The sequence below is a fragment of the Klebsiella sp. A52 genome, from assembly GCF_018388785.1.
GTDB classification, from domain to species: Bacteria; Pseudomonadota; Gammaproteobacteria; order Enterobacterales; family Enterobacteriaceae; genus Klebsiella; species Klebsiella aerogenes.
In genome coordinates this window covers 1,823,915-1,840,206 of the sequence record NZ_CP074437.1, presented here as the reverse complement: position 1 = coordinate 1,840,206, position 16,292 = coordinate 1,823,915, and the positions used below count along the sequence as shown (strand labels likewise).

General features: G+C 53.1%; 11 protein-coding genes, 2 tRNA genes and 3 rRNA genes. 10 read left to right on the top strand and 6 right to left on the bottom strand.

All coding sequences use genetic code 11. The features are described from left to right. Positions 1–6 precede the first annotated feature (6 nt). The 7 genes from accB to fis all read left to right on the top strand — a co-directional run bounded on the left by accB (position 7) and on the right by fis (position 6,160). The gene (accB, locus tag KGA69_RS08665) at positions 7–468 is read left to right on the top strand and encodes an acetyl-CoA carboxylase biotin carboxyl carrier protein (protein ID WP_015369456.1); all 462 of its coding nucleotides are present in this window, start codon (positions 7–9) and stop codon (positions 466–468) included. Positions 469–478: 10 nt separating this feature from the next. Then, complete coding sequence (gene accC / locus KGA69_RS08660; protein WP_015369455.1) at positions 479–1,828, top strand: acetyl-CoA carboxylase biotin carboxylase subunit; 1,350 nt, start codon at positions 479–481, stop codon at positions 1,826–1,828. Positions 1,829–1,938: 110 nt separating this feature from the next. Continuing rightward, on the top strand, positions 1,939–2,181 hold the full coding sequence (locus tag KGA69_RS08655) for a DUF997 family protein (RefSeq protein WP_015369454.1): 243 nt from the start codon (positions 1,939–1,941) through the stop codon (positions 2,179–2,181). Then, positions 2,171–3,622: a sodium/pantothenate symporter gene (gene panF, locus KGA69_RS08650; protein WP_045397242.1), complete on the top strand. Its 1,452-nt coding sequence runs from the start codon at positions 2,171–2,173 to the stop codon at positions 3,620–3,622. The genes KGA69_RS08655 and panF overlap by 11 nt, the downstream gene beginning before the upstream one ends. 11 nt (positions 3,623–3,633) lie before the next feature. Then, positions 3,634–4,515 carry a 50S ribosomal protein L11 methyltransferase gene (gene prmA, locus KGA69_RS08645; RefSeq protein WP_045397245.1) on the top strand — a complete coding sequence of 294 codons (882 nt, stop codon included), beginning with the start codon at positions 3,634–3,636 and terminating at the stop codon, positions 4,513–4,515. Between the two features lie 358 nt (positions 4,516–4,873). Then, positions 4,874–5,839: a tRNA dihydrouridine synthase DusB gene (dusB, locus tag KGA69_RS08640; protein ID WP_015369451.1), complete on the top strand. Its 966-nt coding sequence runs from the start codon at positions 4,874–4,876 to the stop codon at positions 5,837–5,839. 24 nt (positions 5,840–5,863) lie between these two features. Then, entirely contained in the window at positions 5,864–6,160 is a 297-nt protein-coding gene (gene fis / locus KGA69_RS08635) for a DNA-binding transcriptional regulator Fis (RefSeq protein WP_000462905.1), read from the top strand. Positions 6,161–6,245: 85 nt separating this feature from the next. Here the strand turns inward: fis and envR are convergent, their stop codons facing one another. Beyond that, entirely contained in the window at positions 6,246–6,902 is a 657-nt protein-coding gene (envR, locus tag KGA69_RS08630; RefSeq protein ID WP_045397249.1) for an acrEF/envCD operon transcriptional regulator, read from the bottom strand. A gap of 355 nt (positions 6,903–7,257) precedes the next feature. Between envR and KGA69_RS08625 the strand changes: the two genes are divergently transcribed. The 3 genes from KGA69_RS08625 (at position 7,258) to KGA69_RS08615 (ending at position 12,020) form a co-directional block, all read left to right on the top strand. Next, complete coding sequence (locus tag KGA69_RS08625; protein WP_045397252.1) at positions 7,258–8,397, top strand: efflux RND transporter periplasmic adaptor subunit; 1,140 nt, start codon at positions 7,258–7,260, stop codon at positions 8,395–8,397. Positions 8,398–8,410: 13 nt separating this feature from the next. Beyond that, a complete protein-coding gene (locus KGA69_RS08620) occupies positions 8,411–11,521 on the top strand; it encodes an efflux RND transporter permease subunit (RefSeq protein WP_213293003.1) in 3,111 nt (1,036 codons plus the stop codon). A 277-nt stretch (positions 11,522–11,798) separates the two neighbouring features. Further along, the gene (locus KGA69_RS08615) at positions 11,799–12,020 is read left to right on the top strand and encodes a hypothetical protein (protein ID WP_015369447.1); all 222 of its coding nucleotides are present in this window, start codon (positions 11,799–11,801) and stop codon (positions 12,018–12,020) included. A gap of 601 nt (positions 12,021–12,621) precedes the next feature. Here KGA69_RS08615 and rrf (KGA69_RS08610) read toward each other — a convergent pair. The 5 genes from rrf (KGA69_RS08610) to KGA69_RS08590 form a co-directional block, all read right to left on the bottom strand. Continuing rightward, positions 12,622–12,737, bottom strand: a 5S ribosomal RNA gene (gene rrf, locus KGA69_RS08610). Between the two features lie 37 nt (positions 12,738–12,774). Beyond that, positions 12,775–12,850, bottom strand: a tRNA-Thr gene (locus KGA69_RS08605). 14 nt (positions 12,851–12,864) lie between these two features. Further along, a 5S ribosomal RNA gene (gene rrf / locus KGA69_RS08600) occupies positions 12,865–12,980 on the bottom strand. A gap of 96 nt (positions 12,981–13,076) precedes the next feature. After that, positions 13,077–15,981: ribosomal RNA gene (locus tag KGA69_RS08595) — 23S ribosomal RNA — on the bottom strand. Positions 15,982–16,171: 190 nt separating this feature from the next. Beyond that, positions 16,172–16,247, bottom strand: a tRNA-Glu gene (locus KGA69_RS08590). Positions 16,248–16,292 lie beyond the last annotated feature (45 nt).

Below are 16,292 nucleotides of genomic sequence, written 5' to 3'. Positions count from 1 at the left end.
CCACTCATGGATATTCGTAAGATTAAAAAACTGATCGAGCTGGTTGAAGAATCAGGCATCTCCGAACTGGAAATTTCTGAAGGCGAAGAGTCTGTACGCATCAGCCGTGCAGCGCCGGCCGCCAGCTATCCGGTAATGCAGCAAGCTTATGCTGCGCCAATCGCCCAGCCTCAGGCGCCAGCCGCCGCAGCGCCGGCAGCAGCACCTGCCGCTGAAGCGAAAGCGGAAATCAGTGGTCACATCGTACGTTCCCCGATGGTCGGTACTTTCTACCGCACCCCGAGCCCGGACGCGAAAGCCTTTGTGGAAGTCGGTCAGAAAGTTAACGTGGGCGACACCCTGTGCATCGTAGAAGCGATGAAAATGATGAACCAGATCGAAGCCGACAAAGCCGGCGTGGTTAAAGCCATTCTGATCGAAAGCGGCCAACCTGTAGAATTCGACGAGCCGCTGGTTGTCATCGAGTAACGAGGCGAACATGCTGGATAAAATTGTCATCGCTAACCGTGGCGAGATCGCACTGCGCATCCTGCGTGCCTGTAAAGAACTGGGCATCAAGACCGTTGCTGTGCACTCCACCGCGGATCGCGATTTAAAACACGTATTATTAGCGGATGAGACGGTCTGTATCGGCCCGGCTCCGTCCGTAAAAAGCTATCTGAACATCCCGGCTATCATCAGCGCGGCGGAAATCACCGGCGCGGTAGCGATTCACCCGGGTTACGGCTTCCTGTCCGAAAACGCTAACTTTGCCGAGCAGGTTGAGCGTTCCGGTTTCATCTTCATCGGCCCGAAAGCCGACACTATCCGCCTGATGGGCGACAAAGTGTCTGCCATCACCGCAATGAAGAAAGCTGGCGTTCCGACCGTTCCAGGTTCTGATGGCCCGCTGGGCGACGACATGGACGCAAACCGCGCGCATGCCAAACGCATCGGCTATCCGGTTATCATCAAAGCCTCCGGCGGCGGCGGCGGTCGCGGTATGCGCGTCGTGCGCAGCGACGCTGAACTGGCGCAATCCATCTCCATGACCAAAGCGGAAGCGAAAGCGGCTTTCAACAACGACATGGTCTACATGGAGAAATACCTGGAAAATCCTCGTCACATCGAGATCCAGGTGCTGGCGGACGGCCAGGGCAACGCTATCTATCTGGCAGAACGCGACTGCTCCATGCAGCGTCGTCACCAGAAAGTCGTCGAAGAAGCGCCGGCGCCGGGCATTACCCCGGAACTGCGTCGCTACATCGGCGAACGTTGCGCGAAAGCCTGTGTGGATATCGGCTATCGCGGAGCGGGTACCTTTGAATTCCTGTTCGAAAACGGCGAGTTCTACTTCATTGAGATGAACACCCGTATTCAGGTAGAACACCCGGTTACCGAAATGATCACCGGCGTCGACCTGATCAAAGAACAGCTGCGCATCGCGGCGGGTCAGCCGCTGTCTATCAAGCAAGAAGAAGTCCAGGTTCGCGGCCATGCGGTGGAATGCCGTATCAACGCCGAAGACCCGAACACCTTCCTGCCGAGCCCGGGTAAAATTACCCGCTTCCACGCGCCGGGCGGTTTTGGCGTGCGCTGGGAATCTCATATCTACGCCGGTTACACCGTACCGCCGTACTATGACTCAATGATCGGCAAACTGATCTGCTACGGCGAAAGCCGTGATGTGGCGATTGCCCGCATGAAGAACGCGCTGCAGGAACTGATCATCGATGGCATCAAAACCAACGTTGAGCTGCAGATGCGCATTATGAGCGACGAGAACTTCCAGCATGGTGGCACCAATATCCACTATCTGGAGAAAAAACTCGGACTGCAGGAAAAATAATCCTGTACTCGCTGCAAAAGGCCGGATAATCCGGCCTTTTTTCTTTTTCTCTCCCCTCGACTTTTCCATGCGGTACAATCCCCGCTTTCTTCATCCTCAAGGGACAAAAAATGGACAAAAGATTTGTTCAGGCCCATAAAGAAGCGCGCTGGGCGCTGTGGCTGACCCTTCTCTATCTTGCCGCCTGGCTGGCTGCGGCCTATCTACCGGGCGTCGGTATTGGCTTTACCGGGCTGCCACACTGGTTCGAACTGGCCTGCCTGCTGGTGCCGCTGCTGTTCGTTCTGCTGTGCTGGGCGATGGTGCGCTTTATCTTCCGCGATATCTCTCTGGAGGATAACGATGCAGCTTGAGATTATCGTGGTGCTGATCGCTTATCTGTTTGTGGTCTTCGGGCTGTCTCTTTACGCGATGCGTAAACGCAGTACCGGGAACTTCCTTAGCGAGTATTTTCTTGGCAGCCGATCGATGGGCGGTTTTGTATTAGCGATGACCCTCACCGCCACCTATATTAGCGCCAGCTCGTTTATCGGCGGTCCCGGCGCCGCCTACAAATATGGACTGGGCTGGGTACTGCTGGCGATGATCCAGGTACCGACGATCTGGCTCTCTCTCGGGATCCTCGGCAAGAAGTTCGCGATCCTGGCGCGCCGCTACAACGCCATTACCCTTAACGATATGCTGCAGGCGCGCTACCAAAGCCGCGCGGTGGTATGGATTGCCAGCGTCAGCCTGTTGGTGGCCTTTGTCGGGGCCATCGCGGTGCAGTTTATTGGCGGCGCGCGCCTGCTGGAAACCGCCGCCGGTATCAAATACGAAACCGGACTACTGATATTTGGCATCACGATCGCGCTCTATACCGCGTTCGGCGGCTTCCGCGCCAGCGTACTCAACGATACCATGCAGGGAATGGTGATGTTGATCGGGACGATCGTCCTGCTGGTTGGCGTAGTGCATGCCGCTGGCGGTCTGCATCAGGCGGTAGATACGCTCCAGCGGATCGACCCGCAGCTGGTGTCGCCTCACGGCGCCGATGATATCCTCACGCCAACCTTTATGACCTCGTTCTGGGTACTGGTCTGTTTCGGCGTCATCGGCTTGCCGCATACCGCCGTGCGCTGTATCTCCTATAAAGACAGCAAGGCCGTGCACCGCGGGATCGTTATTGGCACCATCGTGGTGGCGATTCTGATGTTCGGTATGCATCTCGCCGGCGCGCTTGGCCGCGCCGTCCTGCCAGGCCTCACCGTCCCCGATCAGGTGATCCCGACGTTGATGGTCCAGGTGCTGCCGCCGTGGGCCGCGGGGCTATTTTTAGCGGCGCCGATGGCCGCGATTATGTCTAACGTTAACGCCCATTTACTGCAGGCATCGGCTACGATCATTAAAGATCTGTGGCTCAGCGCTCAGCCTACGAAAAAGCGTAATGAGCAGAAGCTGAAGCGGATCTCAACGATCGCCACCTTAGTGCTCGGCATACTTATGATGCTGGCCGCCTGGCGGCCGCCGGAAATGATTATCTGGCTTAATCTGCTGGCCTTTGGCGGCCTGGAAGCGGTGTTCTTATGGCCGCTGGTGCTGGGTCTCTACTGGGAGCGGGCAAATGCTGCTGGCGCGCTCAGCGCGATGTTAGTGGGCGGCGTACTGTATGCCGTGCTCGCGACGTTTAATATTCAGTACCTGGGCTTCCACCCTATCGTGCCCTCGCTGCTGCTAAGTTTGTTGGCTTTTGTCGTCGGGAACCGTTTCGGTCAGCCCGTACCGCCAGCCCCAATTATGACTACTGATAAATAAAGAGTTTTGCCATGCCTTGGATCCAACTAAAACTGAATACGACCGGCGCTCACGCGGAAGAACTGAGCGACGCGCTGATGGAGGCCGGCGCGGTCTCGATTACCTTCCAGGACACCCACGACACGCCGGTGTTTGAGCCGCTGCCGGGTGAAACCCGTTTGTGGGGCGATACCGACGTTATTGGCCTGTTCGACGCGGAAAGCGACATGAACGAAGCGGTTGCTATCCTTGAGCAGCATCCGCTGCTCGGCGCAGGCTTCGCGCATAAAATTGAACAGCTGGAAGATAAAGACTGGGAACGCGAGTGGATGGATAACTTCCACCCGATGCGTTTCGGCGAACGCCTGTGGATTTGCCCGAGCTGGCGCGATGTTCCTGATGAGAATGCAGTCAATGTGATGCTTGATCCAGGACTCGCCTTTGGTACCGGCACTCACCCAACGACCGCGATGTGTCTGCAGTGGCTCGATGGCCTTGACCTTCAGGGCAAAACGGTTATCGATTTTGGCTGCGGTTCCGGCATCCTGGCGATCGCCGCGCTGAAGCTGGGCGCCGCCAAAGCTATCGGTATTGATATCGATCCGCAGGCCATTCAGGCCAGCCGTGATAACGCCCAGCGTAATGGCGTCTCCGAACGCCTTGAACTCTATTTGCCGCAGGATCAGCCAGAATCCATGAAAGCCGATGTGGTGGTCGCAAACATCCTGGCAGGCCCGTTGCGTGAGCTGGCCCCTTTAATCAGCGTCCTGCCGGTTACAGGCGGCCTGCTGGGCCTTTCTGGAATCCTGGCAAGCCAGGCGGAAAGCGTTTGTGAAGCCTACGCCCCGCTCTTCACCCTCGACCCGGTGGTGGAGAAAGAGGAGTGGTGCCGAATTACCGGACAGAAAAACTAAGTCAGACTGCGGCCTACGGGCCGCATTTTTGTTTCCAGTAACCGCCGAATATTGCCAGGAAATGAGAGCCGGATCGCATTACGATGCCCTTTTTTGACTACAAAAACAGCGTTTTATCCCGTCTCGTATCGCCTTCGTCTCAGAAAAATCGAGAAGTTTTGCGATTTTATAATTGGACACAAATTATCCCATTGCTAATAACGCAATGATTAATATGATAATTTATTCATGACTATTACGTTACTCCTGGATTCATTGATCTGTAACAGAGGATTGGTCAAAGTTTGGCCTTTCATCTCGCGCAAAAAATGCGTAATATACGCCGCCTTGCAGTCACAGTATGGTCATTTCTTAACTCATGCGCATCGGACACCACCAGCTCAGAAATCGCCTGATCGCAGCACCTATGGCTGGCATCACTGACAGACCATTCAGGACGCTGTGTTACGAGATGGGAGCAGGTTTAACCGTCTCCGAGATGATGTCCTCCAACCCGCAGGTATGGGAGAGCGACAAGTCCCGGTTACGGATGGTGCACATTGATGAGCCCGGTATTCGTACCGTGCAAATCGCCGGTAGCGTACCGGAAGAGATGGCCGCGGCCGCCCGTATTAACGTGGAAAGCGGCGCCCAGATTATTGATATCAATATGGGGTGCCCGGCTAAAAAGGTGAATCGTAAGCTCGCTGGTTCAGCCCTCTTGCAGTATCCCGATCAGGTGAAGTCAATCCTGACCGCGGTCGTCAAGGCAGTGGACGTTCCGGTGACTCTCAAGATTCGCACCGGTTGGGAACCGGAACACCGTAACTGTGTAGAGATTGCCCAACTGGCTGAAGAATGTGGCATTCAGGCTCTGACTATTCACGGACGCACTCGCGCCTGCTTGTTTAACGGAGAAGCTGAATACGACAGTATTCGGGCAGTTAAGCAGAAAGTTTCCATTCCGATTATCGCGAATGGCGACATTACTGACCCGCTTAAAGCCAGAGCCGTGCTCGACTACACGGGGGCTGACGCCCTCATGATAGGCCGTGCGGCTCAGGGAAGACCCTGGATCTTTCGGGAAATCCAGCATTATCTGGACACTGGGGAGTTGCTGCCCCCCCTGCCGTTGGCAGAGGTTAAGCGCTTGCTTTGCGCGCATGTTCGGGAACTGCATGACTTTTACGGTCAGGCAAAAGGGTACCGAATCGCGCGTAAACACGTCTCCTGGTATCTCCAGGAGCATGCTCCAAATGACCAGTTTCGGCGCACATTCAACGCCATTGAGGATGCCAGCGAACAGCTGGAGGCGTTGGAGGCATACTTCGAAAATTTTGCGTAATAGAAATAAAGAGCTGACAGAACTATGTTCGAACAACGCGTAAATTCTGACGTACTGACCGTTTCTACCGTTAACTCTCAGGATCAGGTAACTCAAAAGCCCCTGCGTGACTCGGTTAAACAGGCACTGAAGAACTATTTTGCTCAACTGAATGGTCAAGATGTTAATGATCTGTATGAGCTGGTATTGGCTGAAGTTGAACAGCCACTGTTGGACATGGTGATGCAATACACCCGTGGTAACCAGACCCGCGCTGCCCTGATGATGGGTATCAACCGCGGTACTCTGCGTAAGAAACTGAAAAAATACGGCATGAACTGATATTAATCAGTAAATTGCTGAATTAAAAAGGCGCTCTTCGGCATGGGGAAGCGCCTTTTTTTATGGCCTGATTTTTGATACTGATCTACTGCCCCACGGCAGCCATCGGCCACCCGCTATGGCCAGGTTGCTGCAGCGATAACGCCGACATAATATTGTCTACCAGCACGGGCGCCTGCTCATAGAGATTGAATTGTTCAGGATCCATTAACCAGTTCTTAATAATTCCTGTAAAAGCGCCATGTAATATAATTAACGTGATTTCGATATTTGTTTCCGCCGGTAATAACCTGTTTCTGACACAACGCTGTAGTACGTCACGGACAATCGCGTAATTAAAGCCAATTCGCTTGCGGATTTCCGTTTCCGGCAGCATATCGCTGGCGAATTCGCATTTGTGATAAAGAATCTGTAACAGCGCCTGCTGTCGGGGTGTTTCGGCAATATATTGCAATCCGGTAATAAATTTTTTACGTAACCCCATTAACGGATTTTGGTTATCCAGTTCCCACTGCTGATGGGGCAATAACTCCCTAAGCGGCGGCTGCTGCTGCCACATTTCATTAAACAACTCCGCCTTGCTGGAAAAATGCCAGTACACCGCTCCACGCGTGACGCCAGCGGCGTCGGCGATATCAGTCAGCGTGGTATTGGTAACGCCGCGCTGTGCGAACTGCTGGATCGCGGACTCAATCAGGAGCTGACGCGTTCTTAATGCGTCCTCTTTGGTTTTTCTGGCCATAACCTTTCCCACTAGCTGCCGAACGGTGAATACAAAATTTACTGATACTTTGGCCAATTTAGCATTCCATCAATATTATTATTTAGCAAAAATGCAGATACCATCACTTAATTCATCGATGTTTTAATACATCAAACAAATATAAAAATAAAACATATTCACCGGAATGATATTAATGAATGATGAGTGAAGAATGTGTCCTTTTTTTTGTTTTTGCGTGCCTTGTTCATTGTTCAAAAATAACTATCCCTTACATCCATCGGTGATTATTTGTAGGATAACGAACCGCTTTAATATTCATTATTTCTTCGCAGATTCGCCGCCCTATCCGGCCCGTAATCTATAAGGAACAGCAATGACGAGTCATGCCAGAGTTTCTCTTTTAGCCAGCCTAATTATCTCCACCTTGTTGCTTACCGGTTGTGATAATTCAGGCGATCAACAGGCGCAGCCGCAAGCGCCTCAGGTTAGCGTACATGTGGTGCGCAGCGAACCGCTCTCCGTTACTACCGAATTACCGGGGCGGACTTCGGCTTTTCGCGTCGCTGAAGTTCGCCCCCAGGTCAGCGGCATTATCCTGAAACGCAATTTTGTCGAGGGCAGCGATATCAAGGCCGGTGAATCGCTCTATCAAATCGACCCGGCCACTTATCAGGCCGCGTGGAACAGCGCCAAAGGCGACGAGGCGAAAGCCGAAGCCGCAGCGGCTATCGCCCATCTGACGGTGAAACGCTATGTCCCTCTGCTGGGAACTCAGTACATCAGTCAGCAAGAGTACGATCAGGCCGTCGCTACCGCACATCAGGCCGATGCCGACGTCGTGGCGGCTAAAGCCGCGGTCGAAAGCGCCCGTATCAACCTTGCGTACACCAAAGTGACCTCGCCGATTGACGGTCGCATTGGTAAATCCAGCGTAACTGAAGGCGCACTGGTGACCAACGGCCAGGCTGACGCCATGGCGACGGTGCAGCAGCTCGATCCGATCTATGTCGACGTGACCGAATCCAGCAACGATTTTATGCGTCTGAAACAGGAAAGCCTGCAGCGTGGTGATGATAGTAAAAGCGTGCAGTTGATTATGGAAAATGGCCAACCCTATTCCCTAAAGGGGTCGCTGCAATTTTCTGATGTGACGGTCGATGAAAGCACCGGGTCTATTACCCTTCGCGCGGTATTCCCTAATCCGCAACACACTCTCCTGCCGGGTATGTTTGTCCGCGCCCGTATCGATGAAGGCATCAATCCGCAAGCGATTCTGGTACCACAGCAGGGGGTTACCCGCACGCCGCGCGGCGATGCCACGGTGATGATCGTCAATGCACAGAACCAGGTGGAAAACCGTGAAGTCACCGCCGCGCAGGCGATAGGCGATAAATGGTTGATCACCAGCGGTCTGCAAAACGGCGACAAAGTCATCGTTAGTGGATTACAAAAGGTTCGCCCTGGCGTCACCGTGAAGGCGACGGAAGATACCGCTGCCCCAGCTGCACAATAAGGTATGAATCGCTATGTCTAAGTTCTTCATCCATCGACCGGTGTTTGCATGGGTGCTGGCAATCATCATGATGATTGCCGGTGGCCTGGCCATCATGCAGCTCCCTATTGCGCAATATCCTACGATCGCGCCGCCTGCGGTGGCGATTTCTGCTACCTATCCTGGCGCGGATGCGCAAACCGTGCAGGACACCGTCACCCAGGTTATCGAACAGAACATGAATGGTATCGATAATCTGATGTACATGTCCTCTACCAGTGATTCATCCGGTAGCGTGACCATCACTCTCACTTTCGAATCCGGCACCGACCCGGATATCGCGCAGGTTCAGGTACAGAACAAACTGCAGCTGGCGACGCCGCTGCTGCCACAGGAAGTACAGCAGCAAGGTATTAGCGTTGAGAAATCCAGCAGCAGCTTCCTGCTGGTTGCCGGTTTTATCTCTGATAATCCAAACACTACCCAGGATGATATTTCCGACTACGTTGCCTCTAACATCAAAGACCCTATTAGCCGCCTTAACGGCGTTGGCGATGTGCAATTGTTCGGCGCGCAATATGCCATGCGTATCTGGCTTGACGGCAACCTGCTGAATAAATATAACCTCACGCCGGTCGATGTTATCAACCAACTGAAGGTGCAAAACGATCAGATTGCCGCCGGGCAACTTGGCGGAACACCATCTGTTAAAGGTCAGCAACTTAACGCCTCGATTATTGCTCAAACTCGCCTGAAAGATCCGGAGGAATTCGGTAAAGTCACGCTGCGGGTTAACGCCGATGGTTCCGTCGTTCGCCTGAAGGATGTGGCGCGCATTGAATTAGGCGGCGAGAACTATAACGTTGTCGCCCGCATTAACGGTAAACCCGCCTCTGGATTGGGGATTAAACTGGCGACTGGCGCCAATGCGCTGGATACCGCTACGGCGATTAAGGCGAAACTTGCCGAGCTGCAGCCCTTCTTCCCGCAAGGGATGAAAGTTGTTTATCCCTACGACACCACGCCGTTCGTTAAAATCTCCATTCACGAAGTGGTGAAAACGCTGTTTGAAGCCATTATCCTCGTCTTCCTCGTGATGTATCTGTTCCTGCAGAACATCCGTGCGACGCTTATCCCGACGATTGCCGTGCCGGTGGTTTTGTTGGGTACCTTTGCGGTACTGGCGATGTTCGGCTACTCCATCAATACGCTAACCATGTTCGGCATGGTGCTGGCGATTGGGCTACTGGTCGATGATGCCATCGTGGTGGTAGAGAACGTCGAGCGCGTGATGGTCGAGGACAAGCTTTCCCCCGTTGAAGCCACAGAGAAATCAATGGAGCAGATTCAGGGGGCGCTGGTTGGTATCGCCATGGTGCTCTCGGCGGTATTCGTCCCGATGGCCTTCTTTGGCGGCTCGACCGGGGCAATTTACCGCCAGTTCTCAATTACTATCGTTTCCGCAATGGCGCTGTCTGTGCTGGTCGCGTTGGTGTTGACTCCGGCGCTGTGCGCAACCATGTTAAAACCGTCATCCGCCGACCATCATGGCAAAAAGGGGTTCTTCGGCTGGTTTAACGCCAGGTTTGACCAAAGCGTTAACCACTACACCAACAGCGTAAGCGGGATCCTGCGAGGCACCGGGCGCTACCTCGTTATCTATCTGCTGATCGTTATCGGCATGGCAATGCTGTTTGTCCGCTTGCCTACATCCTTCCTGCCTGATGAAGACCAGGGTGTGTTCCTGACCATGGTTCAGTTACCTGCTGGCGCTACACAAGAGCGTACGCAAAAGGTGCTCGACTCCGTCAGCGACTACTATCTACAGAAAGAGAAAGCTAATGTTGAGAGCGTGTTCACCGTTAACGGCTTTAGCTTCAGCGGACAAGGACAAAACTCCGGTATGGCGTTTGTCAGTCTGAAACCATGGGAAAAGCGCAGCGGTTCGGAAAACGGCGTTGAAGCCATTATCAAGCGTGCCACCGCCGCATTTAGCCAGATTAAAGATGCAATGGTCTTCCCGTTCAACATGCCGGCCATCATCGAGTTAGGTACCGCGACCGGTTTCGACTTCGAGCTGATTGACCAGGGGGGCTTAGGGCATTCACAGTTGACCCAGGCTCGAAACCAGCTTTTAGGTATGGTAAGACAGCATCCGGATCAACTTGTGCGCGTACGCCCTAACGGTCTGGAGGATACGCCGCAGTTTAAACTTGACGTCGATCAAGAGAAAGCGCAGGCGCTTGGCGTCTCGTTATCCGACATTAACGAAACGATATCAGCTGCGCTGGGCGGCTATTATGTGAACGACTTTATTGACCGCGGCCGCGTGAAGAAAGTCTACGTTCAGGCCGATGCCAGTTTCCGTATGCTGCCTGGTGATATCAATAACATGTATGTCCGCAGCTCTAACGGTGAAATGGTGCCGTTCTCGGCATTTGTTACTTCACGTTGGGTATATGGTTCTCCGCGCCTCGAACGTTACAACGGCCTGCCTTCGATGGAGATCCTCGGCGAAGCAGCTCCGGGTAAGAGTACCGGGGAAGCCATGGCCTTGATGGAGCAACTGGCCAGTAAACTGCCTGCGGGTATCGGTTATGACTGGACCGGCTTGTCTTATCAGGAACGTTTATCAGGTAACCAGGCGCCAGCGCTATATGCTATTTCGCTGATAGTCGTCTTCCTCTGTCTGGCAGCACTCTATGAAAGCTGGTCTATTCCATTCTCAGTTATGCTGGTTGTGCCATTAGGGGTTATCGGCGCATTATTAGCAGCTTCGCTTAGAGGGTTGAATAATGACGTTTATTTCCAGGTTGGCCTGCTAACGACTATTGGTTTATCTGCGAAGAACGCCATTCTTATTGTTGAGTTCGCCAAAGATCTTATGGATAAAGAAGGGAAAGGCATTATTGAGGCAACCCTGGAGGCATCCCGTATGCGTCTACGCCCTATATTAATGACTTCATTAGCCTTTATTCTTGGGGTCATGCCGTTAGTGATTAGCCATGGCGCTGGTAGCGGCGCACAAAACGCTGTCGGTACCGGTGTGATGGGCGGTATGCTTACTGCAACGCTATTGGCCATCTTCTTCGTGCCGGTGTTCTTTGTGGTCGTAAGGCGTCGCTTTACCCGTCACGCAGAATAATCGACTATAATTATCAAGGCGCCACGCGGCGCCTTTTTTTATATTTATCAGAACAACAAGTTAGTAGAAATATTAATTTTTCATCCCCAACTAACGCATTGGTATATCCCTTCCTGCATATTCTCTTCATTATTTCTCATTTCTCTTCACGATATTTACACTGCTCATAATTTGAGATTATTTCCCCTTCCAGGCCCGGGTCATTGCGGTGGTAAAATAAGCTATTCCGTTATGTGTTAACAACGTTGACAGCAAACGGTTATTTAGAGGTAATACCATGAAAAAATTAATATTAGTGACATTGTTAGCAACGTTGCTTGCTGGCTGTGCTCATGATTCCCCGTGCGTGCCTGTCTATGACTCGCAGGGCCGACTGGTGCATACCAATACCTGTGTAAAAGGCACAACACAGGATAACTGGGAAACGGCTGGCGCGATCGCCGGTGGGGCCGCAGCGGTTGCCGGTCTCACGTTAGGTATCGTGGCGCTGACTCGTTAGCAATTCCTCTCCATGAATGCTCAGCCTGGAGGCGTTCCCTTTGGCTCAGTCGCCAGAAAGACAAAAGGCCCAGTCGTATGACTGGGCCTTTTGTTTACGTTGATATGGCAGCGGCTTTCCCCGGAGGCGGTGCTGCGCACCTTTTCCGGGCTACGGGTTGCGTAGCCCCGGTAAGCGCAGCGACACCGGGGGAGATGGCGGCGTGTCTGGCCGCAAAAGACAAAAGCAGAAAGCCCGTCTTCCGACTGAGCCTTTCGTTTACGTTGCTATGGCAGCGGCTTTCCCCGGAGGCGGCGCGATGCGCCTTTTCCGGGCTACGGGTTGCGTAGCCCCGGTAAGCGTAGCGCCACCGGGGAACTGGTGCCGCGTCTGGCCGCAAAACATAAAAACAAAAGGCCCAGTCTTTCGACTGAGCCTTTCGTTTTATTTGATGCCTGGCAGTTTATGGCGGGCGTCCTTCCCGCCACCCTCCGGGCCGTTGCTGCGCAACGTTCAAATCCGCTCCCGGCGGATTTGTCCCTACTCCGTAGAGCGCTCACCGACAAACAACAGATAAAACAAAAGGCCCAGTCTTTCGACTGAGCCTTTGGTTTTATTTGATGCCTGGCAATTCCCTACTCTCACATGGGGAGACCCCACACTACCATCGGCGCTACGGCGTTTCACTTCTGAGTTCGGCATGGGGTCAGGTGGGACCACCGCGCTCTCGTCGCCAGGCAAATTCTTTACAAGTGCCGAACTTTAACCTAAAAAGTGGTGCTGATACCCAGAGTCGAACTGGGGACCTCACCCTTACCAAGGGTGCGCTCTACCAACTGAGCCATATCAGCACGCTAAATTTGATGCCTGGCAGTTCCCTACTCTCACATGGGGAGACCCCACACTACCATCGGCGCTACGGCGTTTCACTTCTGAGTTCGGCATGGGGTCAGGTGGGACCACCGCGCTATCGCCGCCAGGCAAATTCTGTTTTATCAGCCCGTCTTATCGACGCACTGATTAATCTGTATCACGCTGAAAATCATCTCAAATCCGCCAAAACAGCTTCGGCGTTGTAAGGTTAAGCCTCACGGTTCATTAGTATCGGTTAGCTCAACGTATCGCTACGCTTACACACCCGACCTATCAACGTCATCGTCTTTAACGTTCCTTCAGGAGACTTAAAGTCTCAGGGAGAACTCATCTCGGGGCAAGTTTCGTGCTTAGATGCTTTCAGCACTTATCTCTTCCGCATTTAGCTACCGGGCAATGCCATTGGCATGACAACCCGAACACCAGTGATGCGTCCACTCCGGTCCTCTCGTACTAGGAGCAGCCCCCCTCAATTCTCCAGCGCCCACGGCAGATAGGGACCGAACTGTCTCACGACGTTCTAAACCCAGCTCGCGTACCACTTTAAATGGCGAACAGCCATACCCTTGGGACCTACTTCAGCCCCAGGATGTGATGAGCCGACATCGAGGTGCCAAACACCGCCGTCGATATGAACTCTTGGGCGGTATCAGCCTGTTATCCCCGGAGTACCTTTTATCCGTTGAGCGATGGCCCTTCCATTCAGAACCACCGGATCACTATGACCTGCTTTCGCACCTGCTCGCGCCGTCACGCTCGCAGTCAAGCTAGCTTATGCCATTGCACTAACCTCCTGATGTCCGACCAGGATTAGCTAACCTTCGTGCTCCTCCGTTACTCTTTGGGAGGAGACCGCCCCAGTCAAACTACCCACCAGACACTGTCCGCAACCCCGGTCAGGGGCCAACGTTAGAACATCAAACATTAAAGGGTGGTATTTCAAGGTTGGCTCCACGCAGACTGGCGTCCACGCTTCAAAGCCTCCCACCTATCCTACACATCAAGGCTCAATGTTCAGTGTCAAGCTATAGTAAAGGTTCACGGGGTCTTTCCGTCTTGCCGCGGGTACACTGCATCTTCACAGCGAGTTCAATTTCACTGAGTCTCGGGTGGAGACAGCCTGGCCATCATTACGCCATTCGTGCAGGTCGGAACTTACCCGACAAGGAATTTCGCTACCTTAGGACCGTTATAGTTACGGCCGCCGTTTACCGGGGCTTCGATCAAGAGCTTCTCCTTACGGATAACCCCATCAATTAACCTTCCGGCACCGGGCAGGCGTCACACCGTATACGTCCACTTTCGTGTTTGCACAGTGCTGTGTTTTTAATAAACAGTTGCAGCCAGCTGGTATCTTCGACTGATTTCAGCTCCACCCGCAGGGGCTTCACCTACATATCAGCGTGCCTTCTCCCGAAGTTACGGCACCATTTTGCCTAGTTCCTTCACCCGAGTTCTCTCAAGCGCCTTGGTATTCTCTACCTGACCACCTGTGTCGGTTTGGGGTACGATTTGATGTTACCTGATGCTTAGAGGCTTTTCCTGGAAGCAGGGCATTTGTTACTTCAGCACCGTAGTGCCTCGTCATCACACCTCAGCGTTAATAAGGTACCGGATTTACCTGGAACCTCCGCCTACATGCTTAAACCGGGACAACCGTCGCCCGGCTAACATAGCCTTCTCCGTCCCCCCTTCGCAGTAACACCAAGTACAGGAATATTAACCTGTTTCCCATCGACTACGCCTTTCGGCCTCGCCTTAGGGGTCGACTCACCCTGCCCCGATTAACGTTGGACAGGAACCCTTGGTCTTCCGGCGTGCGGGCTTTTCACCCGCATTATCGTTACTTATGTCAGCATTCGCACTTCTGATACCTCCAGCAACCCTCACAGGCCACCTTCGCAGGCTTACAGAACGCTCCCCTACCCAACAACACATAGTGTCGCTGCCGCAGCTTCGGTGCACAGTTTAGCCCCGTTACATCTTCCGCGCAGGCCGACTCGACCAGTGAGCTATTACGCTTTCTTTAAATGATGGCTGCTTCTAAGCCAACATCCTGGCTGTCTGTGCCTTCCCACATCGTTTCCCACTTAACTGTGACTTTGGGACCTTAGCTGGCGGTCTGGGTTGTTTCCCTCTTCACGACGGACGTTAGCACCCGCCGTGTGTCTCCCGTGATAACATTCTTCGGTATTCGTAGTTTGCATCGGGTTGGTAAGTCGGGATGACCCCCTAGCCGAAACAGTGCTCTACCCCCGAAGATGAGTTCACGAGGCGCTACCTAAATAGCTTTCGGGGAGAACCAGCTATCTCCCGGTTTGATTGGCCTTTCACCCCCAGCCACAAGTCATCCGCTAATTTTTCAACATTAGTCGGTTCGGTCCTCCAGTTAGTGTTACCCAACCTTCAACCTGCCCATGGCTAGATCACCGGGTTTCGGGTCTATACCCTGCAACTTAACGCCCAGTTAAGACTCGGTTTCCCTGCGGCTCCCCTATACGGTTAACCTTGCTACAGAATATAAGTCGCTGACCCATTATACAAAAGGTACGCAGTCACACCCGAAGGTGCTCCCACTGCTTGTACGTACACGGTTTCAGGTTCTTTTTCACTCCCCTCGCCGGGGTTCTTTTCGCCTTTCCCTCACGGTACTGGTTCACTATCGGTCAGTCAGGAGTATTTAGCCTTGGAGGATGGTCCCCCCATATTCAGACAGGATACCACGTGTCCCGCCCTACTCTTCGAGTTCACAGCCTGTGCATTTTGGTGTACGGGACTATCACCCTGTACCGTCGGACTTTCCAGACCGTTCCACTAACACACAAGCTGATTCAGACTCTGGGCTGCTCCCCGTTCGCTCGCCGCTACTGGGGGAATCTCGGTTGATTTCTTTTCCTCGGGGTACTTAGATGTTTCAGTTCCCCCGGTTCGCCTCGTTAACCTATGTATTCAGTTAACGATAGTGTGACGAATCACACTGGGTTTCCCCATTCGGACATCGCCGGCTATAACGGTTCATATCACCTTACCGACGCTTTTCGCAGATTAGCACGTCCTTCATCGCCTCTGACTGCCAGGGCATCCACCGTGTACGCTTAGTCGCTTAACCTCACAACCCGAAGATGTTTCGTAAAACATTTTCGTGTCGCGAAAATTTGAGAGACTCGAACACACATTGACTGTGTGTCGTTTCAATTTTCAGCTTGATCCAGATTTTTAAAGAGCAAATATCTCAAACGTCACCCGAAGATGAGTTTTGAGATATGTCGGCGCGCGTCTTTCACTCACGAACCAGCAAGTGGCGTCCCCTAGGGGATTCGAACCCCTGTTACCGCCGTGAAAGGGCGGTGTCCTGGGCCTCTAGACGAAGGGGACACTGAAGTCTCAATCGCAAGACGCCTTGCTTCTTTACTTTCATCA